29 protein-coding genes and 1 pseudogene are annotated in these 26,314 nt (G+C 55.4%); 16 read left to right on the top strand and 14 right to left on the bottom strand.

The features are described from left to right. Positions 1 to 120: 120 nt before the first annotated feature. Together trpS and ACR0M3_RS19360 are read right to left on the bottom strand one after the other, a co-directional pair. Entirely contained in the window at positions 121 to 1,131 is a 1,011-nt protein-coding gene (trpS, locus tag ACR0M3_RS19365; RefSeq protein WP_480912289.1) for a tryptophan--tRNA ligase, read from the bottom strand. Positions 1,132 to 1,537: 406 nt separating this feature from the next. Then, the gene (locus ACR0M3_RS19360) at positions 1,538 to 2,458 is read right to left on the bottom strand and encodes a LysR family transcriptional regulator (RefSeq protein ID WP_480912286.1); all 921 of its coding nucleotides are present in this window, start codon (positions 2,456 to 2,458) and stop codon (positions 1,538 to 1,540) included. 115 nt (positions 2,459 to 2,573) lie between these two features. On the opposite strand from ACR0M3_RS19360, the gene ACR0M3_RS19355 reads away from it, so the two are divergent. From ACR0M3_RS19355 to ACR0M3_RS19340, 4 genes are all read left to right on the top strand, one after another. Continuing rightward, complete coding sequence (locus tag ACR0M3_RS19355; protein ID WP_480537486.1) at positions 2,574 to 3,524, top strand: glutathione S-transferase family protein; 951 nt, start codon at positions 2,574 to 2,576, stop codon at positions 3,522 to 3,524. Beyond that, complete coding sequence (locus ACR0M3_RS19350; protein WP_480506372.1) at positions 3,524 to 4,453, top strand: DMT family transporter; 930 nt, start codon at positions 3,524 to 3,526, stop codon at positions 4,451 to 4,453. The genes ACR0M3_RS19355 and ACR0M3_RS19350 overlap by 1 nt, the downstream gene beginning before the upstream one ends. Positions 4,454 to 4,492: 39 nt before the next feature. Continuing rightward, the gene (locus ACR0M3_RS19345; RefSeq protein ID WP_480912283.1) at positions 4,493 to 4,870 is read left to right on the top strand and encodes a nuclear transport factor 2 family protein; all 378 of its coding nucleotides are present in this window, start codon (positions 4,493 to 4,495) and stop codon (positions 4,868 to 4,870) included. A gap of 93 nt (positions 4,871 to 4,963) precedes the next feature. Beyond that, positions 4,964 to 5,461 carry a DUF6653 family protein gene (locus ACR0M3_RS19340; RefSeq protein ID WP_480912281.1) on the top strand — a complete coding sequence of 166 codons (498 nt, stop codon included), beginning with the start codon at positions 4,964 to 4,966 and terminating at the stop codon, positions 5,459 to 5,461. A 67-nt stretch (positions 5,462 to 5,528) separates the two neighbouring features. On the opposite strand, the gene ACR0M3_RS19335 is transcribed toward ACR0M3_RS19340, so the two are convergent. Together ACR0M3_RS19335 and ACR0M3_RS19330 are read right to left on the bottom strand one after the other, a co-directional pair. Continuing rightward, on the bottom strand, positions 5,529 to 6,128 hold the full coding sequence (locus ACR0M3_RS19335; protein WP_480912278.1) for an HdeD family acid-resistance protein: 600 nt from the start codon (positions 6,126 to 6,128) through the stop codon (positions 5,529 to 5,531). A 20-nt stretch (positions 6,129 to 6,148) separates the two neighbouring features. Continuing rightward, positions 6,149 to 6,460, bottom strand: coding sequence for a hypothetical protein (locus ACR0M3_RS19330; protein WP_170451072.1), 312 nt, complete (start codon positions 6,458 to 6,460; stop codon positions 6,149 to 6,151). A gap of 163 nt (positions 6,461 to 6,623) precedes the next feature. On the opposite strand from ACR0M3_RS19330, the gene ACR0M3_RS19325 reads away from it, so the two are divergent. Then, a complete protein-coding gene (locus tag ACR0M3_RS19325; RefSeq protein ID WP_170683955.1) occupies positions 6,624 to 8,216 on the top strand; it encodes a tetratricopeptide repeat protein in 1,593 nt (530 codons plus the stop codon). Between the two features lie 97 nt (positions 8,217 to 8,313). Beyond that, on the top strand, positions 8,314 to 8,544 hold the full coding sequence (locus ACR0M3_RS19320) for a hypothetical protein (protein WP_480489035.1): 231 nt from the start codon (positions 8,314 to 8,316) through the stop codon (positions 8,542 to 8,544). A gap of 249 nt (positions 8,545 to 8,793) precedes the next feature. Here ACR0M3_RS19320 and ACR0M3_RS19315 read toward each other — a convergent pair whose 3' ends face one another. Together ACR0M3_RS19315 and ACR0M3_RS19310 are read right to left on the bottom strand one after the other, a co-directional pair. Beyond that, on the bottom strand, positions 8,794 to 9,564 hold the full coding sequence (locus ACR0M3_RS19315) for a VOC family protein (RefSeq protein WP_480489033.1): 771 nt from the start codon (positions 9,562 to 9,564) through the stop codon (positions 8,794 to 8,796). A gap of 383 nt (positions 9,565 to 9,947) precedes the next feature. Next, the gene (locus tag ACR0M3_RS19310) at positions 9,948 to 10,373 is read right to left on the bottom strand and encodes a VOC family protein (protein WP_170728043.1); all 426 of its coding nucleotides are present in this window, start codon (positions 10,371 to 10,373) and stop codon (positions 9,948 to 9,950) included. A 103-nt stretch (positions 10,374 to 10,476) separates the two neighbouring features. On the opposite strand from ACR0M3_RS19310, the gene ACR0M3_RS19305 reads away from it, so the two are divergent. After that, positions 10,477 to 11,070, top strand: a complete 594-nt coding sequence (locus tag ACR0M3_RS19305; protein WP_480489031.1) for a TetR/AcrR family transcriptional regulator — start codon at positions 10,477 to 10,479, stop codon at positions 11,068 to 11,070. 182 nt (positions 11,071 to 11,252) lie between these two features. Here the strand turns inward: ACR0M3_RS19305 and ACR0M3_RS19300 are convergent, their stop codons facing one another. From ACR0M3_RS19300 to ACR0M3_RS19280, 5 genes are all read right to left on the bottom strand, one after another. Further along, positions 11,253 to 11,789, bottom strand: a complete 537-nt coding sequence (locus tag ACR0M3_RS19300; protein WP_480506368.1) for an AAA family ATPase — start codon at positions 11,787 to 11,789, stop codon at positions 11,253 to 11,255. Positions 11,790 to 11,915: 126 nt separating this feature from the next. Next, positions 11,916 to 12,512, bottom strand: a complete 597-nt coding sequence (locus ACR0M3_RS19295; protein WP_480506367.1) for a LysE family translocator — start codon at positions 12,510 to 12,512, stop codon at positions 11,916 to 11,918. 12 nt (positions 12,513 to 12,524) lie between these two features. After that, positions 12,525 to 12,923 (bottom strand): RidA family protein, encoded by a 399-nt coding sequence (locus ACR0M3_RS19290; protein ID WP_480537483.1) that lies wholly within the window; start codon positions 12,921 to 12,923, stop codon positions 12,525 to 12,527. A 107-nt stretch (positions 12,924 to 13,030) separates the two neighbouring features. Then, positions 13,031 to 13,408 carry a nuclear transport factor 2 family protein gene (locus tag ACR0M3_RS19285; RefSeq protein WP_480506365.1) on the bottom strand — a complete coding sequence of 126 codons (378 nt, stop codon included), beginning with the start codon at positions 13,406 to 13,408 and terminating at the stop codon, positions 13,031 to 13,033. Then, positions 13,405 to 14,244, bottom strand: a complete 840-nt coding sequence (locus ACR0M3_RS19280) for a PhzF family phenazine biosynthesis protein (RefSeq protein ID WP_480912272.1) — start codon at positions 14,242 to 14,244, stop codon at positions 13,405 to 13,407. The genes ACR0M3_RS19285 and ACR0M3_RS19280 overlap by 4 nt, the downstream gene beginning before the upstream one ends. Positions 14,245 to 14,367: 123 nt before the next feature. Between ACR0M3_RS19280 and ACR0M3_RS19275 the strand changes: the two genes are divergently transcribed. Then, positions 14,368 to 14,820, top strand: a complete 453-nt coding sequence (locus ACR0M3_RS19275) for an Lrp/AsnC family transcriptional regulator (protein WP_480506363.1) — start codon at positions 14,368 to 14,370, stop codon at positions 14,818 to 14,820. Between the two features lie 22 nt (positions 14,821 to 14,842). Here ACR0M3_RS19275 and ACR0M3_RS19270 read toward each other — a convergent pair whose 3' ends face one another. Further along, positions 14,843 to 15,742 (bottom strand): LysR substrate-binding domain-containing protein, encoded by a 900-nt coding sequence (locus ACR0M3_RS19270; protein WP_480506362.1) that lies wholly within the window; start codon positions 15,740 to 15,742, stop codon positions 14,843 to 14,845. A 329-nt stretch (positions 15,743 to 16,071) separates the two neighbouring features. Here ACR0M3_RS19270 and ACR0M3_RS19265 point away from each other — a divergent pair, with 329 nt between their 5' ends. Both ACR0M3_RS19265 and ACR0M3_RS19260 read left to right on the top strand, forming a co-directional pair. After that, positions 16,072 to 16,899 (top strand): GNAT family N-acetyltransferase, encoded by an 828-nt coding sequence (locus ACR0M3_RS19265; protein ID WP_480506361.1) that lies wholly within the window; start codon positions 16,072 to 16,074, stop codon positions 16,897 to 16,899. 17 nt (positions 16,900 to 16,916) lie between these two features. Then, positions 16,917 to 17,513: an NUDIX domain-containing protein gene (locus tag ACR0M3_RS19260; protein ID WP_480537482.1), complete on the top strand. Its 597-nt coding sequence runs from the start codon at positions 16,917 to 16,919 to the stop codon at positions 17,511 to 17,513. A gap of 88 nt (positions 17,514 to 17,601) precedes the next feature. Here ACR0M3_RS19260 and ACR0M3_RS19255 read toward each other — a convergent pair whose 3' ends face one another. Further along, positions 17,602 to 17,967: a VOC family protein gene (locus ACR0M3_RS19255; RefSeq protein ID WP_480912268.1), complete on the bottom strand. Its 366-nt coding sequence runs from the start codon at positions 17,965 to 17,967 to the stop codon at positions 17,602 to 17,604. 616 nt (positions 17,968 to 18,583) lie between these two features. Continuing rightward, positions 18,584 to 20,179: a GMC family oxidoreductase gene (locus tag ACR0M3_RS19250; protein ID WP_480912266.1), complete on the bottom strand. Its 1,596-nt coding sequence runs from the start codon at positions 20,177 to 20,179 to the stop codon at positions 18,584 to 18,586. Between the two features lie 109 nt (positions 20,180 to 20,288). Here ACR0M3_RS19250 and ACR0M3_RS19245 point away from each other — a divergent pair, with 109 nt between their 5' ends. From ACR0M3_RS19245 to ACR0M3_RS19220, 6 genes and pseudogenes are all read left to right on the top strand, one after another. Continuing rightward, positions 20,289 to 21,527 carry a TRAP transporter substrate-binding protein gene (locus ACR0M3_RS19245; RefSeq protein ID WP_209599445.1) on the top strand — a complete coding sequence of 413 codons (1,239 nt, stop codon included), beginning with the start codon at positions 20,289 to 20,291 and terminating at the stop codon, positions 21,525 to 21,527. 63 nt (positions 21,528 to 21,590) lie between these two features. Continuing rightward, a complete protein-coding gene (locus ACR0M3_RS19240) occupies positions 21,591 to 22,256 on the top strand; it encodes a TRAP transporter small permease (RefSeq protein ID WP_480912264.1) in 666 nt (221 codons plus the stop codon). Continuing rightward, entirely contained in the window at positions 22,256 to 23,614 is a 1,359-nt protein-coding gene (locus ACR0M3_RS19235) for a TRAP transporter large permease (RefSeq protein WP_480900937.1), read from the top strand. The genes ACR0M3_RS19240 and ACR0M3_RS19235 overlap by 1 nt, the downstream gene beginning before the upstream one ends. Positions 23,615 to 23,625: 11 nt before the next feature. After that, a complete protein-coding gene (locus ACR0M3_RS19230) occupies positions 23,626 to 24,405 on the top strand; it encodes an IclR family transcriptional regulator (RefSeq protein ID WP_480483850.1) in 780 nt (259 codons plus the stop codon). Between the two features lie 276 nt (positions 24,406 to 24,681). Further along, positions 24,682 to 26,107, top strand: a pseudogene (locus tag ACR0M3_RS19225) (IS1182 family transposase). A 27-nt stretch (positions 26,108 to 26,134) separates the two neighbouring features. Further along, the coding region (locus ACR0M3_RS19220; RefSeq protein WP_480912261.1) for a hypothetical protein at positions 26,135 to 26,314 on the top strand (180 nt) is incomplete at its 3' end.

The following is a 26,314-nucleotide window of genomic DNA, read 5'->3' as shown; positions in this document are numbered from 1 at the left end:
TCGGTCCCATCATCGCCGCACCTCCGCTCATAAAACGAGTGAATCAGCGACAGACCGACCAATCAATGGACTTTTTCAACACTATCCGGGCGAAACGGACCTTCATCCGGTTCGCCCGCCTCAGGTTACCCACAACTGGAACAGACCCAAGGCACTAACCACATCGCGCCTTGTCGCCTCGGTGCGCTCTCGCGCCCGTTCCGTGCCCTCTTTGATTACCTCAAGGACGTATCCCCGGTCCTCGGAGAGCTGTGCCCTACGCTCGCGAATTGGGGCGATGAGCTCCTGAAGGATAGCTTCCAGACGCGCCTTGATTTTGCTATCGCCAAGCCCGCCTCTCTGATACTGAGCCTTGAGCTCGGCAAGCCCGTCCTGGTCCTGATCGAAGGCGTCGAGATAGGTAAAGACGACATTGCCCTCGATGCAGCCCGGGTCTTCGAGACGCAGGTGGTTCGGATCGGTGAACATCGCCTTGACAGCATTTCGGATCTCCTCGGACGACGCGGACAGCGCAATGGCGTTGCCACCGGATTTCGACATCTTGGTCTTGCCGTCGATACCGGGCAACCGGCCCGCCCTGGGGATGATCGCCCGCGCCTCGGGCAACACGGCGCGGCCTGAGGTTGCGTTGATGCGCCGCACGATCTCATTCGTTTGTTCGATCAGCGGGGCCTGATCCTCGCCGACCGGCACGACCGTCGCCTTGAAGGCTGTGATGTCCGCCGCCTGTGCCGCCGGATAACACAGAAATCCGGCGGGAATATCCCGTCCGAACCCGCGCACGCGAATTTCGTCCTTGATCGTCGGGTTCCGTTCCAGCCGCGCGACCGTGACGAAGTTCAGGTAGAGCATCGACAACTCGGCCAACGCCGGAAGATGCGATTGCAGGCAGATGGTGGTGCGACAGGGATCAATGCCCACGGCCAAATAGTCCAGCGCGACCTCCATCACGCTGCGCCGCACCTTCTCCGGGTCATGGGCGTTGTCGGTCAGGGCTTGGGTATCCGCCAGCAGCAGGAATTGTTCATGGCTGTCCTGATAGCGCAGCCGGTTTGCAAGCGAGCCTGCATAGTGCCCGATGTGAAGCGGTCCCGTGGTGCGGTCACCTGTCAGAATGGTTGGTCTGTTCATTTGTGTCTTCTCATGAAACGGGATACGGCGCATCGGGAAGCTCGGAAAACAAAAGGCCGCCCATGCGGCGGCCTCGGAATACGTTTGGTCATCGGGCCACCCTGTCAGGAGGCCAGCCACCAAGTCATTGCGATGATCGTAGTGTTTACCATAGAACACTGGCTATCGTCTGCGAGATTACTCGTCAACCAAATGGTGGAAAGGGCTCGAGGCTGAACTCGGATGCGGTGCAGTACGTTCGCGATCGGGGTCGCTATGCGATGCAAGTACGGCCCAATCCAGCCGTTCAAGAATATCCGACTCTGCACTACAGCATTCCCCGAAGAAGACATTGCCGGACTGCCCCGCACTTTGGGTGTTCTTGGTCGGTCCAGGTTTAATGTTAGAGTATCATCGGCCCTTGTCCCTAAAGCGGACCTGCATCCAAATCCCAATAGGGTGCGTCGTGCCCGATGCGTTCCACGACGAAATCCAAAAACGCGCGAACTTTCGCTGGCATGTGCTTTCGTTCAGGAAAGACGGCGTACAACGCCTGTTCAAGCAGACGATAGTCGGGCAGCACCCTGACCAGACGGCCACTAGACAGGTGGGCTCCGGCGATAAAGGTCGGCAGGCGACCTATGCCAAGCCCGTCAAGCAGCGCGGTGCACAGGGCCTCACTATTGTTTACGCGCAGAACACCGGATGTCTGAACGCGCACGTCGCCCGCGGGACCGGCTAAGCGCCATTCCGAAGCGTCGCGCGAATAGGCGTAGTGAAGGCAGGTGTGTGACAGAAGATCCTCGGGTATCTCTGGCGTTCCGGACTGCGCAAGATAATCCGGCGCAGCGACAATCACGCTGTGGATCGGGGCGAGTTTGCGTGCGATCAGGGCCGAGTTCGGCAACGTTCCGGCGCGTAAAGCCACGTCGATGCCCCCTTCGACGAGATCGACAAATTTGTCATCCATCGTCAGGTCAATTCTGATCCCCGGATATTGCCTGAGGAATGCAGCAATCATAGGCGCAACATGCAGTTGTCCAAAGGACATGGGTGTACTGAGCCTTAGTAATCCAACCGGTTGCCCCTGCAACGCCGCAACTGCGTCTTCGGCGTCCTGCGCTGCGTCAAGCGCCTGCGCCGCGTGGGCCAGATAGATTTCGCCCGCCTCGGTAAGGGAAATGGACCGCGTCGACCGATGAAAGAGCTGCGTTCCCAGATGGGCCTCCAGCACGCCGATCCGCTTGCTGACCGCTGATTTTGTAAGACCCAGATGCCGGGCGGCGGCTGCGAACCCGCCATGGTCCGCCACAGCAACAAAAACGGGGATAGCGCTAATTTCAGTCATGTTTTGCGATCCTTTGGGCGAATTTTTCTCACCTATAAGTTTCAAATTCACACGATTATCATCAAATAGAAAGCCTAATAGGTATCTGCATGTCCTGTTAACGCCGGAGGCTGCCATGCCCATGATGCTTATCAACGGAGTTCTGCGTGACAGACCGCTCGCCTCGGACGGTCGTTTTCACCGCCTGCAAAGCCCATTCACGAGCCACATCAGCGTGCAACCGGGCGCCGCGTTTCCGAACACGCCCTGCCGGTACCACCTTTACCTGTCCAAAGCCTGCCCCTGGTGTCATGGCATCGATCTGATTCTAACTTTGAAAGGCTTACGCAATGCGTTCAGCATCACATGGATGGACCCGGTCATGTCGGAAAACGGCTGGGTCATCGACCAGACGCTGTTCAACGATCAAAGCGGTGTAGAACGCACCCGCTTCCTTTACGAAGTCTATCAGCACGCCAAGCCGGATTACACGGGTCCGATCAGCGTGCCTGTGCTACTGGACAAGGTTACGGGCCGGATCGTCAGCACCGAATCGGCCGAGATCATGCGCATGCTTCAGACGGAATTTCTCGATGCTGCGGGACCCGATCTTCGCCCGTCCCATCTTTGCGACGAAATCGACCGGATCGCCGAACAAATTCAGTCACCGATCCGCGAAGGCGTCTATCGCGCCGGGTTTGCAACCAGCCAGATCGCGTATGGCGAGGCCGTAACGGCGCTCTTTGCCTGCCTCGACGCGATTGAAGAAACGCTTGGCCAACGCCGGTTCCTAGCCGGAGACGTGCTGACAGAGGTTGACCTGAAGCTGTTTCCGACACTTCTGCGGTTTGACCCGGTCTATGTGACCCACTTCAAGACCGACTACAAACGCATCAGCGACTATGTTGCCCTGTCCCGCTATCTGGCCGACATCATGCGGTTGCCGGGCGTGGCTGACACTGTGGACATGGCCCATATCCGTCAGCACTACTTCCTCAGCCATCGGCACATCAACCCCAGCGGAATTATCCCGATCGGCCCGGCTTCTCTGCGCTTAACCGATGTGCCGGAAATGGGGGCCGCGTGATGCCTGATATTGTCAGAAGATCCCCTGTATCCGCGCTGATCTTGGCCATCGGTGTCCTGGTGGGGGTCAGTTTCACTTTGTCCAAATTCGTCTCGATGGCAGGAATATCAGCTCTGACCGCTTTGTTCTGGCAGGTTTTGCTGGCCAGCATCGCGCTGTTGGCGTTGTGTTTGCTGTCGCAGAAGCGCGTGGCGCTCAACGCGCGGCACATTCCCTATTATGTCGGCGCCGGAGTTTTCGGTGTCAGCGGCCCCGCTGTGATCGGGTTTCTGGTGCTGGAGCATGTGAGCCTTGGGTTCTATTCCGCCCTCGTCACGCTGTCACCGCTGTTTACCTTTGCGATAACGGCACTGATCGCGCGCAGGATGCTGCCGTTGCACCGCCTGGTTGGTATTCTGATCGGCCTTGCCGGGGTCAGCCTTGCCACCATGGGTGGGTTTGACCTGTCGGGAGTCGAGCCGGCGTGGATTGCCCTGTCGCTTTTGGGGCCCTTGTTTCTGGCCTGCGGCAACGTCTTTCGCAGCTATGCCTACCCGCCCGGCGGCGATCCGTTGGGGCTGGCGACCGGAACGCTTCTGTCACAGCTGTTGCTGATTTCCGCCCTAATACTGGGACGCGGCACCACAATCAGCGACGTCTCGGTGCCCCCTGCCCTGCTTGGCGCAATCTTCGGCATCGGATCCATCACTGCGCTCAGCTATGCGCTGACCTTCGAAGTACAGCGGCGCACGGATGGCGTTGGGTTCGCCCAGGTCGGCTATTTTGCCACGCTTTCCGGCATCGCAATCGGGGCAATTGTCTTTCGGGAACCTCTTGGCCTTGGGCTGCTGGGGTCCCTCGCAATCCTGTTCCTTGGGCTAGCCGTCACCAACGGTCACCTGAAACTCCCAACGGTCCTGCATCGAGGGTCACAGGCCAACCAGACTTAGACCCACCGATAACTTTCAAACAGAAAAGGAAACCAAAACATGCAAATCACTGCCCCCACCACAGCGGCCCACGCGCCCCGGATCGCGTCCCTTTATACCGCGGTTGACGCGCTCGACGAAGCGGGCGTTGTTGAGCATGTCACCGAAGACGTGCAATTCCAGCTTGGCAATTTTGAACAGATTGACGGGTGCATAGCCGTGCAAGCCGCGAACGCGGATTTCTTTGCCACGATCCACGGTATGCAACATACCATCACCGGCATCTGGTCCAGCGGCGATACCGCGTTCTGCGACGGCACTGTACACTATACGCGCAAGGATCAAAGCACACACGACGTGCGCTTTGCTGCAAGGTTCAACTTTCGCGAGGATAGGATCGCGGAATACCGAGTGTATGTGGATATCTCGGGTCTTTGACGCCCCTGGTTAGGGCGGCGCGCATTGCCTGCCGCTCTGGCCGACACAGACAGAAACGGCCATAATTGCGATCCAGCTTCGGAAGAGGGTTCGATGACCGATCGCAGCATTCTGGAACAGCTCATTACGATGTCCGACGACGTCTGGGACCGGCACACAAACCCGTGGAGCGGCTGGAGCCGCCTGAGCATCCCTCCCCTGTTCGTTCTTGCCTTTTGGAGCCGGGTTTGGCTGGGCTGGTGGTGCCTTGTTCCAATCGGGATTGTTGTCTTCTGGACATGGTGGAACCCGCGCGCCTTCAGCAAAACGGGCAACGCGGATAACTGGATGTCAAAGGGAGTGCTTGGGGAACGGATTTGGCTTGCGCGGGCGAAATCGCCAATCCCTGCAAGGCATCGCTGGGTGCCTCTTATTCTGGCCGCTGGTAGTGCGGTTGGTATCGGCCCCTTGGTCTGGGGTCTTTGGCAACTGCAAATCTGGCCAACGCTCTTGGGGCTGCTGCTGACTATGGGTAGCAAACTGTGGTTTCTGGACCGCATGGTCTGGCTGTTTGAAGACACCCGAGCGGCGAGCACCGGGCAAGGAAAATAGCGGCGCTGTGAAATCAGAATGCAGGAGCATCAGATGCCCCTGCCATTCCGGGTCCGCCGGGACACTCTTAAGTTTCTGAGCGCCCATGCGCCAAGGACCGCTGCGGCAGGCCCAAAGACATCAGGGACACACCGGCGAATATCAGGTTCAAGCCAGCAAGAACCCCCAGCAGAACAAGGGACGAGCCATTGACGAAACCGGTCAGGATCAGGCCGCCAAGCAGAATGGCCATCGCGCCAGACGCAATCATAAGCGCCATAGATCGCTCCTGACGAGACCGAATGGCAATTACGATCCGCAACACGCCTTCGGCCAGAAAGACCGCGCCAAGCGCAATGGTCAGTGCCAGAACGCCGCCGAACGGATCAAGCAACAGAATAAGCCCCGCAAGCGCGTTCAGTACACCGATGGCCAACAGCCAGAAGAACCCTTTCCAGGCCTTTTCCGCAAATGCCTGAATCGCTGTGACGATGCCTCCGCCCAGCAGGACCACGCCGACAAAGGCTTCTACGGCCAGCGTGGACATCAGCGGGAAGGCTACGGCGCACAGCCCTACACAGAGCATGGCGACGCCGAGCACAATCAGCCAGACCGGTCGAGGCTGCCAACCGGCGGCCTCTTCCATGAGCGCGGGTTTCGGCACGGTTTCATTAACTGAATCAGTCATGTCGACCTCCAAGATTAGGGTCAGGCGACCGACTTGTCGAGATGATCGCGATAGGCGGCAACGGCGGCGTGCAAGGCTTCCCAATGGTTCTTCGCCTGATCATGCGCGTCCGTCACAGCGTCTTCGCCTTCTTTCTGGATGCGATCGGCAAGGTCAGTGACCTTGTCTTTTGCTTCCTGCAGATCGGATTGCAGCTTTGTCACCTGCTCCTGGGTCCACTTGTCGGTCGCGTCGCCCGCGTCCTTGACCTTCTGTTCGAACGATTTCAGCTCGTCCTCGACACGGGTATAGTCGTCTTTGGCTTTCTGTACGAATTCGGAAAATGTTGTCATGGTTCAGTCCTTTCATGGGTCATATGTTTGCTGGGCTCTTTTGAGCGCCATGGCCCAGACCCTCGCAGATCCACGGCCCGCATCCGAGTGAGTCACGGTTAAACCGTCGCGCTGTCTTGTGGCGCTGCTCGTCATCGGACAAAGTTGAGCGACGGAGGGAAACATGCTTGCCGAAGTAAGCTCTGCCATCGATCCAAGCGCTATTCAGGAACAGTTGAAGCGCGTCCTCGTCAGTCCGCATTTCGCGGATACCACGCGCCTGAACCGCTTTCTGTCGCATATTGTCGGCGAAGCGCTAGCGGGTCGGTCCGAGACGCTGAAAGGCTATGCAATCGGCATTGACGTTTTCGACAAGCCCGAGGATTTCGACCCCACCATCGACACGATCGTTCGGGTTCAGGCCAATAAAATGCGCAGCCGGCTGGATCTCTATTACGCTCAGGAAGGGCGCGAGGACCCGGTTCGAATACATATTCCCAAGGGGTCCTACGCCCCGGTTTTTGAGATCGCGTTTGACCCCGAACGCCGGACCGATGCCGAAACGCCCCCGGCGGCAACCGGACGGGTCGCGGTGGCCGTGATGCCCTTTGACAACTTGAGCGGAGACCCGTCGCAGGAATATCTGGCCGATGGGTTTACCGAGGAAATCATCTCGGCCATCGCCCGGTTTCGCGAGGTGAGCGTGCTGTCCCGGCACGTCACCTTTCGCTTTCGCGGCCGCGGCCGCGATCCGCGCGCGGTCGGAAGCGAACTCGACGTCCAATATCTGGTCGAAGGCAGCGTGCGACATTGGGACAACAAGCTGCGCGTCACCGCCCAGCTTATTGACGCGGAAACCGGCCAACAGGTTTCCGCGGACACTTATGACCGCGACCTGAGCGCGGACAGCCTATTTGAAATTCAGGACGATATCGCCGCCCGGATCGCCACGGAAATCGCGGAACCCCACGGAGTGATCCATCGAACAGGTGCAGTGCAGCGCAGGGCACAGACGCACACGCTGGATGCCTATCAGTGCAGGTTGCTGGCCACCGAATACTGGCGTGAACCCACGGTTAAAAAACACAAGAAGGTCCGCGACCTGCTGGAGCGCGCCGTTGAGATTGATCCCGAATATGCCGGCGCCTGGGGGATGCTCGCGATTGTCTACGGCGACGAACTGCGCGGCGGGTTCAATTTTCGCAAGTCCCCCCCGCCCTTTGATCGCGCGCTGGAGGCCGCACAGCGGTCGGTCGCTCTGGATCCGCTGAACGCAACCGGCCAGCACGCGTTGTTTTTGACCCATTTTCATCGTGGAGAGTTCGAAAGCTTTGAAGAAGCGGCCGCTAAAGCATTGCGGGCCAATCCGAATTATCCAGACATGTTGGCCGATCTGGCGGCCTGCTTTGCGTTGCGCGGCGATCTTGAACAGGCCGCGAGACTGAGCGCCCGCGCGATCGAGCTGAGCCCCAACCCGCCCGGCTGGTACCACGCAAGCACGTTCCTGATCTGTTTCATGAAAGATGATTACAGCGGCGCGCGTTCAGCGGCGCGCAAAGTCGGTGGTGGCATGTGGAATGGTTCTGAAGTGCTTGAGCTTATGTGCATCCCTTACACGGAACCGGACGCCGACCTGGATTCAACCCTGTTGGCCCTGAAGACCAACATTCCCGATGTTGACCGTTTTATCCAGACGCTCTACGCGATCTGGCATGTGCCATCTGACATCTCACAGAAAATGACTGAGGCGCTGCGCGCAACCGGGGCGCTGGACTGAGGTCCGGCCGTCAGGAATTTAACGGTGACTCACTCTGCCCGTTCGACCACTGTGCGTAGGCTGGTCCTGACATCGCAAACAGACCCGGAACCAACCAATGCTAACTCTGCCTCAGCGCCTTGATCTTATGAAACTCGCAACGGACATCGCAAAAACCAAGGCCAGCTGGTCCGAAGAAAAGCCGACCAAACTGGAAGAGGAAATCCTATCCATTTATGAGAGGCTCAGGCCAGGTGTTGAAAGCGGCAGCGCCTTTGAGAACACCAGCATGTCCGATGTAAAAACCGCGGTTGATGTCGCCTCGACCATCGACGAATTTCTCGATTAGCCGGCCCTACTTCACAAACCCAATCCACGCCGACTCTCATCAGGATGTTGTATGTGTGCAATTCCAACAACTATCAAGTGCGATCGCCTCAACCCGAACCTTAAGCATAGTTCTCTTACACGACGGTAGCGGCACGCTTTCCTGTATTCGCTGCGATTGCGAAAGCTAGCACCAAGATCGGATTTGAGATTTTTGACCCACTTGAGGATGCCGTTATAGACAATAGACTGCGAACCTTGCGACCGAGCATCAATTCTGGACGACACAGCACAATGCCCCAGTTGCATCGCATACCAGACCCTTCTCAAAAGTATTTTTATTTTTCTGATGACGAGCAAGCACGGAACCTGAGCCTGAGTTGATCTTGCTGAGCGCGTTTTCGAGAAATTGGACGCGAACACCCGGCGCCCACGCAACGTTGTTGTTGGGAGCTGCAGGTTCCGCTGCACATATCGCCAACACGTCCTTATTCAAACTAATCAGTCTCTGTGACGAAGGTACGTTTCTAGCAGGTGAGAGATTCCATCCGAACATTTGGTGGTAGAAGTTGTCCGGGAATGCGCCGCCGCGAGATAGGTAGTGTTCGTGCGTAAACTGACGAGCGGGGACAGGATAGTCGTGACGCGAAACAGATATACCGAAGAACGCGCCAAGCGGATCACGCAAGAGGCAGTTCTGACCAACCCCTGGAACTTCAAAGGGCGGTTTCACTACCGATCCTTTGAGATGGGCGGCGAGCTTGGCAGCCTGATCTACGTCTTCGACCTCAATATAAGGAATCCAGCCTTCAAAGGACACCTGATTTTGAGAAACGACCCCGGCCCCTGCCTCTCCATCGAGAGTGGCGAGGACAAAATCTCGATGGCCGCCGCCCCATGCGAAATCTGTGGCGTGTTCGACAATATAGCTCCAACCTGCCACGCTTTCGTAAAATGACCTGGAAGCTTCCACATCAGGCGTGAAAAGATCGTGCCAGACAACTCGGCCAACTTTTTCTTTTGTCACCGCGACTTCATCCAAACTGCTTCCGTTCGCCATAACTCTCGTTTGCGGTCCAAATATTGATGCAGATCAATTTGCGCGGTTCTGGTCCGTGAAATCACTTAATTCAGTGGCTCCGTTGGCGGTCAGCCATTCTGCAAATTTACCCATAGCATCCGTTGCGGGGCGATCCGAAGGCTAGGCGAAGCAATATTTACCAGCGTTAACGGCTTCACTGAAGGGTTGTATCAGGCGGCCGTGTTCGGTGTAGCGTTCGAACATGGGCACAGATAACAAGGCCGCCCCAGTACCAAAGGTGGCCAACTCGGCAAAGGCCACTGATCTGTCCAGAATTGGTCGCTTTACACGCGGGCAAATCGTTCCAACTGCTTCGAACCAACCTGGCCATCCGGCACCCTGAATTACGACGGTACCGCGTCGGCTGCATATTGAGACAGGAATTCCTCTGAGGGTGGGATCTGAGTGATAACATCAATCAGTACCCCGTTTGGATCGCGATATATCGCATGGCGTTGGCCAAACGGCTCGCTCACAAGTGACTTTGCCACCGGAACTCCTTCCGACCGAAGTCGTTCATCCACTTTGTCGACATCCTCGACTTCAAAATTGAGGATCATGCCCTTAGACGCACCGCGGGAAACCTCCGGGATCGTCTCGTGGTCCGACTGGACGATCGCGAGATTGACCGACGGATCCGCTTCACTTTGTAGATGCACATACCAATCCGCCTCGAACGCTGCGCGGAAGCCAAAGTGACGTTTATAGAACTCTGCCGTCTCAGAAACCGTCTCAGACTGAATGACCGGATAATATTGAGTGACACGCATTTTTGATCTCCTTAACTTACATGCACTTTGTATGTATCATCAATTTGCAAATACATGCAAGATGTATGTAAGGTGCTTGTAGTGATATTCGGAGCCGTTAAATTTGCCCCCAGAAAAACCCGCCCGACGCAGCCAGGCAGACCGACGCGCCGAAACGCGTGCCAAACTCGTAGAGGCTGCCCGCAAATTGTTTGTGGATTCGGGATTTGCCGACACTGCAACCCCAGACATCGTACGTAAAGCCAGCGTCACCCGCGGCGCGCTGTATCATCATTTCAAGGACAAGGCTGACCTTTTCCGCGCCGTCGCAGAAGAGGAGGCCAAAGCAATCTCACACCATATTGACCAGGAAACGCGCAATGTGGCCGATCCCGAACAGGCCATGATGGCAGGATCGAATGCCTTTTTTGATGCGATGTTGGTTCCAGGTCGGGTGCGCCTCCTGATGGAAGAGGCCCCAGCGGTATTAGGGCACAGCACCGCTGTCGCGTTGACCCGGGCCAATGGAACAGAGGAACTTCGTGAAGGGCTTTCGCGGGCTCTTCCTAAGCATTCACCAAAACAGATCGATGCTTTGACTAATTTGTTGTCGGCCGCGTTTGATCGCGCCGCTCTTGAGATCGCCTATGGGGGCGATCCGGAGGTCTACAAGGAGGTTATGAACCATTTGATTGGTGAAGTACTCAAGGGCAACTAGCAGACCTCGGAAGCCCCGCAGTATGGGTCCCTACCCTTTCTTCCGTGAGTTACTCGGCCCAAACAGGTCATTCACCGGCCGGTCACATGCTGTGGTCGCAGCCCGCATTGCGGACATTGGCGCTCGCGCGAAATTCTCAGAGCTTTTTGATGACCAAATCGCGCACCAAGCAGTCATCCGAACTAAGTAATTCCACTTTCATCCAGCACGAATTCAACCCGTTCGTTCACGGATACCTTTGGTAAAACTAAAACCTCGTAACCAAGGTCATTCAAAGCACATTCTATGCGATGATACTCTTCTACCGCAGCTTGAAAATCATGTTTGCGTTCAGCGTCACTTTCGAAAATCTCTTTCCAAGGTGGAAACAAGAATACAGGCTCGGAGTAAACACGGGCTTTTCCAATCGTTTCACCTAGCGATGGTCCGCGCGAGTATTCTAATGCAACCGCCGCATCAATGAGCCCCCTGTCAAAAAACACTGAACCTTGATGTTGTCGAGCCGCTTCTAAGTCAGATCGAGCGATTTCGACGGCGCGCATGGCGAAGGCTTTCATGTTTCTCCAAGGCAGGGCTTTGCCGTCACCAGCAATTTCTTCCTCTACGATACGCCGACCCGGTTCCGATACGGTCGCGAAACCACGCTCACTCAAGGCATCGAGAAGCGTGGATTTTCCACCACCTGAACAACCCGTCAGCAAGATGAACCCATTTCTCAAGGATCAAACCTCGTCATCTATTCAATTCATGATCACGTTTGAAAACGCAGTGATATTTCAGGCTATGATAAGGCTTTAGTCCCACCTACGACAGTGCGGCCCGATAAAGCTGTGAACTCATTTCCCTTAAATCCAAAGCTGTAGGATCGAAACCAATAGGAGTGTCGCCATTGCTCCATTGAAGATGTGCCAATGACGGTCAGTACGCAATAAATCTGCGATGAACCCTCCTGCCAAAACCCAAAGCGACAGGGAAACACAAGCGCACGCCAGAAACACAGCGGCAAGAATGCTGCCAAGCAAAAAGGGATCTGAGACCAAGTTGGAGAAAGATGAAGCGACTCCCACCGCCATCGCCCAAGCCTTTGGATTGACAAGCAACAGCGCCGCCCCGACGAGGAAACTCATGGGTTGTGCCTCGCTTAAGCGCGTGGCCGAAGGTGATCCGGCCAACCCAATTTTCAGTGCCAGCCAAACAAGGTACGCTGACCCGATTGCTTTGATAGCAGAACTCAGAAAAGGCGTAGATTGCAGCGTGGCCGCAAGACCGGTTCCGGACACGGCCACCAGCAGCGCGAGTGCAATGGCGATCCCCAAAATCAAAGGCAGGCTTTGCCGATAGCCAAACCGCGCGCCAGACGCTGTTGCAAGCGCTGTTGCCCCGCCGGGAGAGCCGGTGGCAATTAGCGCAAAGAGTATAAGAGCCCAAATCTGATCCGGCATGTGTCATCCAGGTCAACGGGCCGCAGTAACTTCGATTTCAACGAGAAGATCTGGTGCTGCGAGGGCAGCAACGACCAGCGTAGTCACCGCCGGCGGGTGCCCTCGGTTCCAACGGGCCTGACGCAATTTGGAAAGCTCGGGCAGGAAAACCGCGTCGGTGACATAGTAAACAACGCGCAGAATGTTGGACGTGTCCAGATCGCCGTCTTTGAGAAGTGCCTCAACATTGTCCATTGCCTGATGGCATTGCTGCTCGAATCCCGTATGAGTTTTGCCATCCGGAGAGACCCCGATTTGTCCTGACAAAAACAAAAACGACCGCGGAGCAGTGATCTGGGTGCCGTGCACATAGATACCTTGATACTGTTCCGGTACAACGCGCAGCGAGGCCGGAGCCAAACGTTTGATCATCTGAGTTCCTTTGCGTGTTCACAGTGTTGTCACCAAAACTTGGGGCAAGACGAACATCTGCGCCAACAAAACGTCAGTGCATGACATCAATGGATTTTTTGGCTCGCTCAGCTCTGATCGGTAACACTGACGATCCGACCGTCTTCGACGCGAAACGCAGATGCGCCTCGGAATCGCAGCTGCTGCCCTGCTTTCCACCCGTTGGGAAGATCGGCCGAAACCACTGCCGTGTAGTCGATCTCGACCAAGGTGACGGTCCCGACCGAAATCATGTTTGTTACCGTTTGCTGACGGGTTTTGAACGCTTGCACACCTGCAGCGGCCAACTCGGAAAAGGCCTGTTTCCCTGACGTTTCGATCGTTACATCTGCGTCGACGATGTTTCGAAACACCACGTCATCAGAAAGGCATGCGATCATACCAGCCACATCCATCTGGTTGTAGGCCTCGATGTAGGCTGCAATTGCGTCGGGAAGGTCGCTCATATTATGTCTCGCGCAGTACCGGATACCCGCACCGAGTTTCCTCTGACGTCATCCAACGACACTTTGATTAGTGAAGGACTTCCCATGTCTTCACCCTGGCGGATCGTGAATTCACCCCCATGTGGCCAGTTGCTATCACGCAGATACCCTGCAAAGGCCGCCGCCGCTGCGCCCGTTGCCGGGTCTTCCAGAACACCCCCCGAAGCGAATGCATTGCGCGCAACGAATGTCTGATCGGTCTCTATGAAGACAAGCATCACTGTGACCAGATCATGATCGCGCATCACCTGCCGTCCCTTATCGAGATCATATGTCATTGAAGCCAATCGGGTTCGACTTTTTAGTGGCAGCACGACATGATCGGCGCCGCCATGGATATGAGCCGGGGCTAGGCGTGGATCAAGGTCATCCACCGTCAGATCAAAGAGCGCCAGGATATCGCGCGTTTCTGCGTCTGTCAGTGCGCGGCTTTTGGTCGGTGGTGATGACAGGGTGGCCACCACGCCGTCGGGTGTCGTGTCCGTATTCACCGTGATCGTGGCGTCATTCAGGGTCAGGGAATAGGTGCCGGCCCCACTATGTCGCCCGAGCGCGGCGCCCAATGCAATCGTCGCATGGCCACAAAATGGAACCTCAGATTCAGGGGAGAAATAACGAACGCGCCAATTCTTTCCTCCGTCATCCTGCGCGACGGCAAACGCAGTCTCTGAATACCCGACCTCAGCTGCGACCCGGGCCATTTCCTCGGCACTGGCTTCACTTTCCAACAACACAACACCTGCCGGATTGCCGCCTTCCGATCCTTGGCTAAATGCCGCTATACGTTGGATATCCATGTTTGTCTCCTTAATTCTGCTTGCGGCAAACTATCGGAAGGAACTGGGTTCTGTCCCAGCACTGATGAAGGGCAAATTGAAAATCTTCTTTCACATCATTGTCCGATTCTCTAAACTTCCTTCATGTCGAAAGAACTGGACCAAACAGACTGCCGAATCGTAGAGCTTCTCGATTCTTATGGCCGTACCAGCCTCGCAAACATTGGAAAGAACGTAGATCTCTCCGGCCCTGCCGTCGGAGAACGCCTGCGCCACCTTCAGGAAAGCGGATACGTCACGGGCTTTGGTGCCCGGATCGATTTGAAACGTTTTGGCTATACAATCCAGGCTCTTGTCAGGATCAAACCAAGAAGTGGGCAGCTTCACATTGTAGAGAAGATGATCGAGGAGCAGCCTCGCTTTATGTCATGTGACAGGGTCACTGGCGACGATTGTTATGTCGCACGGCTACTTTTGAAAGAGATCAGCGAACTCGACGATATCCTTCTGCCCTTCCACGACCGGGCCGAGACCAATACATCGATCATAAAGTCTTCAATCTTCGAGCACAGGTTGCCGCCCCTCGACCAGCCCTAGATCTCGGAACGGCTTTTGGCACCTAGGATCGCCAGTCCTTGGTCTTTGCTTCCAGCCATTTCCTGAACCGCCGTATCTTCTGCGAATTGCGGTGGCTCTCGGGGTAGACAAGCCAATAGCCTGATCCATCTTCACAAGTCAGATCGAAAGGTTGGGTCAACCGCCCGCTTGCAAGCTCATCCTTGAAAAACGCAGGTGTTAGCATTGCGACACCCTGACCTGACATGGCGGCGTTGGCTTCCAATACCTGCGGGCCGAAATGTTGGCGGATTTCGTCTGACAGTTCCGGCCTCTCCAATCCCGCCTCTGCAAGCCAACGGTTCCACCAGGGATCAGACGGCGACAGAATGTGAAGACGCATTAGGTCCTTGGGATCATGAACGCCGCCTATGCTTTCAGCCAGATCCTTGCTCAGCATTGGGGTAAAACGGGTTTGGATTAGTAAATGGCTCGAAAGTCCACGCCAGTTGCCTTTGCCACCGCGAATGGCGACGTCGAAACCGCTGGAGACAAAATCTGTCAGGGTTTCACTCACTTCCACCCGCACCGCAATATTGGGATTTTCCACCTGAAATCCCCCCAAGTGCTGTGCCAGAAAATTGGTGGCAAATGTTGGAATGACGCTGATTGCAAGCGTTTCCTGAGAAACGCCTTTGGCCTCGGCAAATGCGTCACTCAGAACGTTGAGCGCGTCGGTCGCCTTTTCTGCGAAACCTGCCCCAATATCTGTCAGGGAAACTCCACGTGCCTCTCGATGGAAGAGTGGTGCGCCAACCCGCTCCTCAAGGATCTTGATCTGATAGCTGACAGCAGCCTGGGTCATCCCAAGCTTGTCTGCGGCAACCGTGAAGTTCTTGCTCCTCGCGGCCTCCTCAAAAACCCGAATTGCAGCCAGTGGCGGAAGATCACCTCGGGAAGCCATTCAATCTCCTTATGATCTTTGGCTCTGTTTTGTTTGTTTTAAGCCCATTCAACCGGTCAAACGTATGACAGCCATCAATTCAATGAATGTGGGGACCATATGAGACTGCTCACGTATTTTCAAAACTTTTTGACTCTGGTTAATGCAACCTACCGGGACAAAACTGTTCACCCAGGCGAGTTTCAACACTGGTCAGGCCACATGAAAAGGGACATTGGCATGGATTATCCAGCGCTCCCTGAAAGGTGTTACTTTCAACGATCATCCTGGTAGTGCGAAAGCGTTGTTAAGTTAGAGTGGTTGTTTCAACCTATTAAATTGGACAATTTATGGACGCAAAGATCGTATCGGCTGAACACGTCTCACTTGAGGATTTGCGCCTGGTAATGAACAGCGCGTTTTCGGACTACACAGTCCCAATGCAACTGACCCGGCAGTCATTTGCATTCATGTTGAAGCAGAGGGGATATGATCGCCAAGCCTCGCGGCTTGCGATTGTTGAAAGGCAAATCGCTGCCATTTGGTTGGTGTCTTTGCGCGGTCGCCGCGGCTATCTGGTTGCAAGCGGCACAGTTCCTGCGTTCCGACGGTTGAGATTGGCACGAAGATTGGCGGATGATTGCCTTGTGCACCTTCGACAACAAGACACGGAAAGTTTCCAGACCGAGGTAATGGCCGATAACAGCAAGGCATATGAGTTGTACGCTTCTCTGGGAATGAAAGCTGCCCGGACTCTGCAGTGTTATGACGTTCCACCGCTGCCGAGTACCGATGCTCCTGGTATGGTGCGAAAGGTACCCTGGAGGGAGATTCAGAGCGACGCCACCGCAATGATCGAATTGGAACCCTCCTGGCAAAACGACATCGCGTCCGTCAGCGCCGTAGCTTATGAAGCACAATGCTGGGCCATATCCGATAACCTTGGTCTGGCGGCCTATGCGGTCATTTTGCCAACAAACAATACCCTTGCCCAAATTTGCGTTCGCCAAGACCGAAGACGCGAAGGGATCGCCAGCTCATTGCTCCACACATGTCAGGCTGGCGGCACGCTTCGCCTACTCAACATCGACGTCACATCAACAGAGTTCCAGTCGTTTCTTGGAAGTGTCGTAGCTGTACCGACAGTCCGCCAATTTGAATTGAGCATGAACCTATGACGAATCGGAGCGGGAAAATGCCCGAAAGCCAGATTTTTCGCCCGGTTTCAGAGCAAATTCTGGCAAATGATTGGGGCGTTCTAACCAAATACGAGTTTGAATTTCGTCGCCAGAATGGCCAATGGCAGCGCCAAACACGAGAAGCCTATGATCGCGGCAACGGGGCGACTTGCCTGTTGCACAACCCGGATACAGATCAAGTATTGCTCACGCGTCAGTTCCGATTGCCAGTTTTCCTCAATGGAGGGATTGATGGGCTGATCGAAACCCCCGCTGGGTTGCTTGGCGGCGCTCAGGCCGATGAGCGAATGCGTAAAGAGCTTGAAGAAGAAACCGGTTATCAGATCGACAAACTCATCCACTTGTTTGACGTCTACATGAGCCCAGGCTCAGTCACGGAGTTTCTGTCTTTCTTCAAAGGTACGTATTCACGCTCTGATAAAAAGGGGCAAGGGGGTGGTTCTTTCGACGAAGGAGAGGACATTGAAGTTATGCACATTCCACTAATGGACGCGATGCAGATGATTACCGAGGGCGAAATTCGGGATGCAAAGACCATCATTCTTCTACAGCAACTGATGATCGAAAAGCTGACGAGGACTGGCGGCAGCTGAGAAGAATCCCCTGTTCTTAATCCAAACCCCAGGTCCTAAGACGGAAAATTCGAGCATTGCGAAGTTTTATGATTGCTCGCCCTGGAGGCTAAGCTGGCTCCCAGAGCTCTATTGGATTTCCTTCCGGATCATTGAGCCATGCGAATTTGCCATTCGGATAAGGTGAATTTGGATCTCGGCGGACTTCCACACCCTTAGATTCGAGCTGTGCGATCATTCTATCGATGTCACTAACACGAAAATTCAGCATAAATGCCTTTTCCTGATTCCCGAAATACTCTGTTACTTTTTCGAACGGGGCAAACACTGTCTCGCCTGCTTCTTGCGTCCAACACGGCGTTTCATAATCATTGGGAACGAGATCAATTCCCAAATTGTCACGATACCAAACGGCCAAGGTGGCAGGGTCTTCTGCCCGAAAGAAAAATCCTCCATATCCTAATACTTTTTCCATCGTCGAATTCAAACCCGATCATGCCCTCGGAGCACACTACTACACACCGTGAGACTTGATTAGCGGCCCGAAGCGGACGTTCATCGACACATGTCGCCGCTGCGGTGCGGCCCGTCGAACCGGCCGTTCGCTGCAGGCGCAAATTTTCAGGGTGCACGAACTCACAGTCTGCAGGACTTAGCAGCCAATAGCGTTCACCGACGCAGTGTCCGCACCCAGACAATTAGGGAACATTCAAGTTCGCGACCCAGGGCTATGTATGTCTATCTCAGAAAGTGCAGTACTTGTACGCCCAAAAATAGGAAAGCGGACGTTACGAGTTGAACTTTAGGAAAGTGTCCGCGACCGTTTATGCATGCTTCGCGAGGTTGGTATGGTGTTAAATCCCTGCGCTAGATGCTCCACAGATCATTGACCAATGGTCGCTCCCAGATCACTGTCAGTCATGACACATGACACATGACACATGAGTCATGAGTCATGAGTTGGGCAAAGCGCAAGTTGCGACTGGACTCCACCGACCAAACAGCTTGAGCTTGCGCGATTGGCGCACTCATCCATCGGTTGCAAGTGTTTTGGGCATTTTGCATGGCATGCAGGCAAGACGGAGGGACTGTCAGGCATCTGCACTTATCAAGTCGCTTGCCTTTTCGCCTATCATAATTGCTGGCGCGTTAGTGTTGCCACTGACGATATCCGGCATAATGGAGCAATCAGCTACCCTTAGGTTCTTTATTCCATGCACATTTAGTTTTGCGTCGACAACGGACATGCCATTGCTTCCCATCGCGCAGGTTCCGGTTGGGTGATAGATTGAAGCCGTATTTGATCTGGCCCAATCCAGCGTGCCTTCGTAATCGTCGCAACTCAGCTCTGCCGTCGGTCGAAATTCCTCGGAAATTTTTGAAGCCAGAGGGGCCAGTTTGGCAATCCCACGTGCGATATTCACGCCATCGACGATCGTTTTGCAATCCGTTTCCGTGGATAGATAGTTTGGGATGATTTTGACGTGTTTAGACGGATCGGGACCGTTCAACCGCAATTCTCCGCGGCTTTCCGGGCGCAGTTGGCACACCGACATCGTGAACGCTGAAAACGGATGCACTCCCTCGCCAGGACTGTCAGCGGACCAGGGTTGGACGTGAAACTGAATGTCGGGGGTTTCAACCTCGGGGCGGGTTTTCATGAAACCGGTGGCAAGGCTGGCGGCCATGGTCATCGGGCCTGCGCGGAACAGCGCGTATTTCAGGGCAATTCGCGCCTGATTGAACAGGCTGCGGACTTCGTCATTCAAAGTCGGCTCGTTACATTTAAACACAAGCCGCGCCTGTAAGTGATCCTGCAAACCCTTGCCGACACCCGGCAGGGCGTGCAGCGGTTCGATACCGTTTTCCTTTAGATGATCTGGGTCTCCGATTCCCGACAACATCAGAATTTGGGGGGAATTGATCGCCCCACCGGACAGAATGATCTCGCGCCGGACTTTTAGAGTTTGTTCAGCACCCGAACGATCCCGATAAACCAGTCCGGTTGCCTTTTTCCCTTCTAAAACCACCCGCGCTACCAAGGCATTGGTAATGATGTTGAGGTTCTGACGACCCCGGATAGGTTTTAGATACGCCACGGCTGCGCTGCAGCGTCGACCATTGCGGGTGGTCAACTGAAAGTACCCGACGCCCTCTTGTTCGGCCCCGTTGTAGTCTGGATTGAACGGATAACCTGCGGCCTGCGCTGCAGCGACCCATGCGTCGCAGATGGGACGTTGGATGCGCATGTTGGACACAGACAAAGGTCCACCGACACCGTGGAATTCATCCTCGCCGCGCTCTTGATCCTCGCAGCGTTTGAACAGTGGCAACACGTCCTCCCAGCCCCAACCTTCGTTGCCCATCTGACGCCAACGGTCGTAATCCTCTTTCTGGCCGCGCACATATAGCAACCCATTCAAAGAGGATGACCCACCCAGCACCTTACCGCGTGGCCAATCGATGGATCGACCGTTCAGGCCGGGATCGGGTTCGGTCCGATAACACCAGTCGACCGATGGATTGTGCATTGTTTTGAAATAGCCAACAGGGATGTGAATCCACGGGTTCGTATCGCGGCCACCAGCCTCAAGCAGCGCAACCGTCGTATTGGGATCAGCGCTTAGCCGATTGGCAATGACACAGCCCGAAGACCCCGCGCCAACAACCGCATAATCCACCTCCATGACTGCCTCCTCCGAAAGTTGCTGAAAAAAACTCTATGCAAGTTGATCGAATTATACTAGCCTTTTTTGATACAAAACGTCTCAATAATTGCGATCAGGGAGGTAAACAATGGAGATTGGTCGGAAACTAAGTGGTATTTCGCGTCGGGATTTCTTCCGAGTTGCGGGCCGTTACGGCATGAGCTCGACCTTATTGGCGGCAGGCGGGTTCGGTGGCGCAATGAGCCTGGCGAATCTGGCACAGGCTGCCGAATCAACTTACGAGAAACGCTTTTCGAAAGAACCGAAGCACACGCTGAAATTCGGCGCGTCGGGGTTTAACACCCGCAACCTGCTGATCGAACGCGCGGGCGCAATCGAGTTCGCGCGGGATCTGGAAGAGCGCACCGACGGCGAAATTCGGATCGAATTCATCGGTGACAACCAGATCTGCGGTCAGTTGAGCTGTGTTGAGAAGACTCAGCAAGGTATCGTCGACATCTATGCGGCATCGACCCAGAACTCTGCCGGCGGTGCGCCCTATCTGAACGTGCTGGATTATGCGTATATGTTCCCCAGCCGCGCGGCGCAGTATCATTTCTTCTACAGTCCTGCGAGCCAGCGCATCCTGCGTGATCCGCTGGAGAAACGGCACGGGCTGAAGTTCCTGTTCACTCATTGCGAATTGCGCGGTCTGCAAATGGGATCGACCTTTTCAGACAAACCAACCGTCACCAAACTGGAAGAACTGTTTGGCACCAAAAACCGCGTGACAGGCACGCAGTTGGGCCGGATTGCGATGCAGTTATTGAACCTGAACCCGGTGCCGGTGGCATGGGAAGAGACTCTGGACGCGCTCAAGACTGGTCTGATCGACGGGGCCGAAACATGGGCCTCGGCCGTTGCCTATGCCAACATGGCGCCGGTGGTCTCGCAGTCGGTGAACCTGAAATTCTTCTGCGGAACCGAACATACTTCAATGTCCGCAAAGGTGTTTGATGGGCTGAGCGGCGAGTTACAGGATGCTGTGATGGAATCTTCGTACTTTACGCAGGCGCTGATACAGGGCGCGAATGAGGCGGCGCTGTTGAACACCGTGGGCTTCTCGGACCCGCAACTGCCTGACACGATCTTTGCCGAAAACGGTGTGCGCCCGGCATTTCTGGCGGATGATCAGATCAAACTGGCCGAGGAAATGTGCGCCCCGAACTACAACCCTGAGCCCTGGGCGCAATGGCGTGAACGCCTGAACAAATGGGCAGGTGGCATCGATACTTATCAGGAAATCTATGACATCGCGCGCGAGATTCCGGCCAATACACTGCCGGAGAATGTCGAGCCGCGCCGTTGGTGGAAAGGCCAGGCCTGATAGACTTACCGAACCGGCCCCGCTGGGCCGGTTCAACAAATACCGATTGGGAGGACGGGGTAGATGTCATTTTGGGCAGATATCGGCGCGATATTCAGCGCCTTTCTCAGCCAGGATTCGTTCGAGATTCAATCCGCACTGGAATCCGACGCAACTTGGGTGTTAGGCGCGATTGTCTCGGCCCTGGGCGGGTTCGTCATCATGCTGATCTATCGGGCCGTGCCCTTCATTGAACGGCATCTGGAACGATCGGTGATGGTGTACTCCTACCTTGCCATTGCCTTGATCATCTTTTGGGGCGTGATCGACCGGTTCGTATTCAACGATCAAGAGCCCTGGTCGACTACTATTCCACCGCTGCTGTTCATGGTGATGGCGTGGTTCGGGGCCTCGTACAACGTCCGTCTACGCACACATCTGAGCTTTAGTGAATTCCGCTCTGCCATGCCGCGCGGCGGGCAATTGGCCTGCCTGATCCTTGACGCCGTGCTGTGGTTCATATTCGCAGTGATCGTCATCGTGACCACGTCCAGGCTGGTCGCCCTATCGGCATCGAACTTTCAGATCGTTCTGGGGACCGACAACATCATGCAGTGGTGGTTCCTTCTGGCCGCACCACTGTCGTTCTTTCTGATGGTCGGGCGGGTATTTCAAAACTTCGCCGACGATCTGCACAACTGGAAAACAGGTGAGCCGCTGATCAAGCAGGCCGTGATCGGAGCAGACTGATGACAGATGGAACCATGGTCACACTGATCTCGCTTGGGGTCACTTTTCTGTTCATGTTGGGCGTGCCGGTCCTGTTGGTGATCGGCTATTGGGTCATAGGCTGTTCATTTGTCCTTGGTCTGACGCTGGACAACATGGGCGCCGAGTTGCTGAACGTGTTCAACAAGGGTTTTGCCCTACTGGCAATGCCCCTGTTCATCCTGACCGGAGACCTTATCAACAAATCGGGCATTGCGCGGCGTCTAAGCGATTTTGCCTATGCCTGTCTGGGCTGGATACGCGGCGGGTTGGCGATGGCCTCGCTTGGCGCCTGCGGGTTATTCGCAGCAATCTCGGGATCCAACTCGGCGACGACAGCCACAATTGGTTCGATGTTACATCCTGAGATGGTGAAAGGCGGCTATGACGAACGATTCAGCGCGGCCACAGCGGCGGCGGGCGGCACGGTGGGCATCATCATTCCTCCGTCGATCATCTTTATCGTCTACGGGTTTCTTATGAACCTGCCGATTTCCGAACTGTTCGTTGCGGGCATCCTTCCTGGCGCACTGATGGTCTTTGGCATGCAGTTCGCGTGCTGGATCATTTGCCGCCTTAATGGTTGGGGGCATCTGATCCCGCTACAGCTGAACCGAGTGTTGAAAACCGCCTTTGGCGCATGGCTTGGGTTCTTCGCCATCGGACTGGTGCTTTGGGGTATCTACACGGGCAAATTCTCTCCGACCGAAGCAGCGGGCGTGACAGTTGGCTTCTGCGTGATCGCAGGATTGGTCAGCTATCCGATCAACCGGATCATGGGCGCGCGGAATGATATATCGCCAACCGAGAAGAGCTATGCCGAGATGTTCGTAGTCGAAGGGTTTACGATCCCTGAGATCCCATCGATCGTTATCCGTTCGGCCCAGATCACCGGAATTCTTGCACCGCTGATCGCGATTTCGGTGGTGATGCAGCAGATCCTGTCATTGCTTGGCGCACAGCAGACCATTGGGGATTTCGTGACCTCAATGGGTGGGTACCATGCGGTGCTGTTCACCTCGATGGTGATCGTCTTCTTCTCGGGCATGGTGCTGGAAAGCCTACCTGTGACGATCATCCTGGCCCCGATCCTTGCCCCGATAGCGGCGTCAGTCGGAATTGATCCGATCCATTTCTCGGTGATCTTCCTTGTTGGGGCATCTATCGGGTTCATCACTCCGCCATATGGCTTAAACCTTTATGTGGCTTCAGGCGTGACCGGCGTGCCCTATTTCCGGCTGCTGCGGTACACTGTGCCCTATCTGGTCGCATTGCTGTCAGTGTGGATTTTGGTGTCGCTAGTACCCGATCTGGCCTTGATCCTGCTGCCAAATAACTAGACTGTTACGGAATGGCCGCGACGGAAACAAAAGACAAAGAAACTCAGATACCGACCAACTTGCGCCTTCTTCTCATCCTTGAGGAGGTGGCGCGACGCGGGGTCGCCGTCAAACCGTCAGACCTGATCGAGTCACTGGGCCTGGCCAAGCCAACCATCCACCGCCTGTTGCAAACCGCAGAAGCCGAGGGCTTCCTGCAGCGCGATCTGGATGGGCGTTCATACGGCCCTGGACACCGACTGCGATTGCTTTCAGTCAATACGATGTCTTCCGAGCACCTGCGTACGGCGCGTCTGGCGATCTTGCGCAGCGTCGCCGAGCAGGTTGGTGAAACCTGCAATCTCGCCATTCCAGACCGAGAGGGGATGATCTATCTGGACCGGGTGGAAACGAAGTGGCCACTGCGGATTCAGCTTCCGGTTGGTACTCAGGTACCCTTCCATTGTACGGCCAGCGGCAAGATGTACCTGTCCACACTGCGGCAAAAAACGCTGGACGGTTTTCTTTCAGCGGGAAATCTACAACCACAGACGGAGCGCTCGCTGACTGATCCCAAGTCGCTGCGAGCGGAGATCCAACGTATCTCTGAGAATAGTTATTCCACCGATGACGAGGAATTCATGACCGGAATGACTGCCTTAGCTGTACCCGTTCAGGATGGGCAAGGCCGATTGGTAGGCACGCTTTCGGTTCATGCGCCGACACAACGTCATGACGTCAACAGTCTGATGTCGTTTCTGGGAATACTGCAAAAAGGGGCGGATGAGCTTTCGGCTCTTTTGACCGAGTGACTAGTACCGGAGATGACAGTCAAAACGTAAACTTTTTTACCAACTGCGAATTCGGTAATCGACCGGTTTGGAGAATTCTGCACCTCAGTGAGTGAGAGTGTGATCAAAGTCCAGTGTGCGCCGTTCGTTCAGCGTTGTAGAGTCAACATTTGCGCACTGCTGCCATTCCTGGCTGGTGCAGCATCAGCCGGAATGGGCTTATTTTGTTGAAAAACTCTTCCTTGATCGATGCATGAACTGCTGATTCAATTCTTCCAGTGGGCGGGAGGATTGGCGATGATGGGACCGAGGCAGGAAGCGCAATCGTCGCTGTTCTATGAGTTCTCATTGGAGAACCACGTTCCCCAAGATCACCTGCTTCGGTCGATTGATCGATTTGTTGATCTGAGCAGCATTCGAGCACATCTCGCGGATTATTACAGCCACACTGGCCGCCCATCGGTCGATCCGGAACTGCTGATCCGGATGCTGCTGGTCGGCTACTGTTTTGGCATCCGGTCGGAGCGTCGGCTTTGTGAAGAGGTGCACCTGAACCTCGCCTACCGTTGGTTCTGCCGTCTCGATCTGAATGACCGTATCCCGGATCATTCCACGTTTTCCAAGAACCGACACGGGCGTTTCCGTGAGAGTGAGCTGCTGCGTCATCTGTTCGAGACGACTGTTGCGCGGTGCATCGCGGAAGGTTTGGTCAGCGGCCAGCGCCTGGCAATTGATGCCAGCCTGATCGAGGCGGATGCCAACAAGCAGAATTCAACGCCAAAGGAAGAGTGGGACGCGACGAGTATCGATCCGGCCGATGCGCCCCGCGCGGTCCGCGAGTATCTCGACACGCTGGACGAGGCTGCTTTCGGGGCTGCGAGCGAGGTGCAACCAAAGTTCACCTCCCATTCTGATCCGGCCAGCCAGTGGACGGCGGCCCGTAAAGGCCCAGCATTCTTTAGCTATTCCGACAACTATCTGATCGACACGGACCATGGCGTCATCGTCCCCTCTCATCGTTTGCAGAGCAAACGACTGCCGGGCAACGGATGTGGAGGCGACCCGCTCGATCCGGCAAGCCGAGGTCGGATCAACGAAGGCGATGTTGAACCGCGTGAAGGCAAATTTCGATCTTAATCCTGAACGGCTGATCGCCGACACGGCTTATGGCACCGGGCCACTTCTTGGATGGCTGGTCGACCGCGAGATCGCACCGCACATACCTGTCTTTGATCAATCCAGGCGCAACGACGGAACCTGGACCCGTGCGGACTTCGAATGGGACGCCGGGAAAGATCAGTACATCTGTCCCGAAGGTCATGCGTTGAAGCAGTTCCGCCGTAACTATTCTGACCCAAACCGAGGGCCAACTGGCAAGGGCACGGCCCGCTACCGCGCCCTGAAAGACGTTTGCCAGGCCTGTCCATCAAAAGCCAAATGCTGCCCTAATGCCGACGCGCGCAAAATCACCCGCGAAGAGCACGAAGACGCACGCCAGGTCGCCCGCGAGATCGCCAAAACCCGCCAATACGACATCTCGATGAAACTCAGAAAGAAGGTCGAGATGCTCTTCGCCCATCTCAAGCGCATTCTTGGGTTGGGCCGCCTCCGATTACGTGGACCACGTGGCGCAAATGACGAATTCCTCCTCGCCGCCACCGCCCAAAACCTCCGCAAATTGGCCAAGATCATTCCTGCACCGCAGCAAACGCGAAAGACCTGATAAGAAAGGCAATCGCACTCAGCTCAGATGACTACTTTCTGCGTCAGCAACACGTTGTTTTTCAACAGAATCGGCTCGAAACAGACGTTCGCGGCACTACACCTGAATGAACGCTGTGCGGAGATAGTGTTGAAGAAGTCGACGTTTGAACTGCCGGTTGGCGAAGCCGAAAGCAGTCGATTTATTCCTCTCAGCCTGTTGGTTCTG

The organism is Ruegeria sp. O5, assembly GCF_056535105.1.
This window is presented reverse-complemented; position numbering and strand designations above follow the sequence as displayed.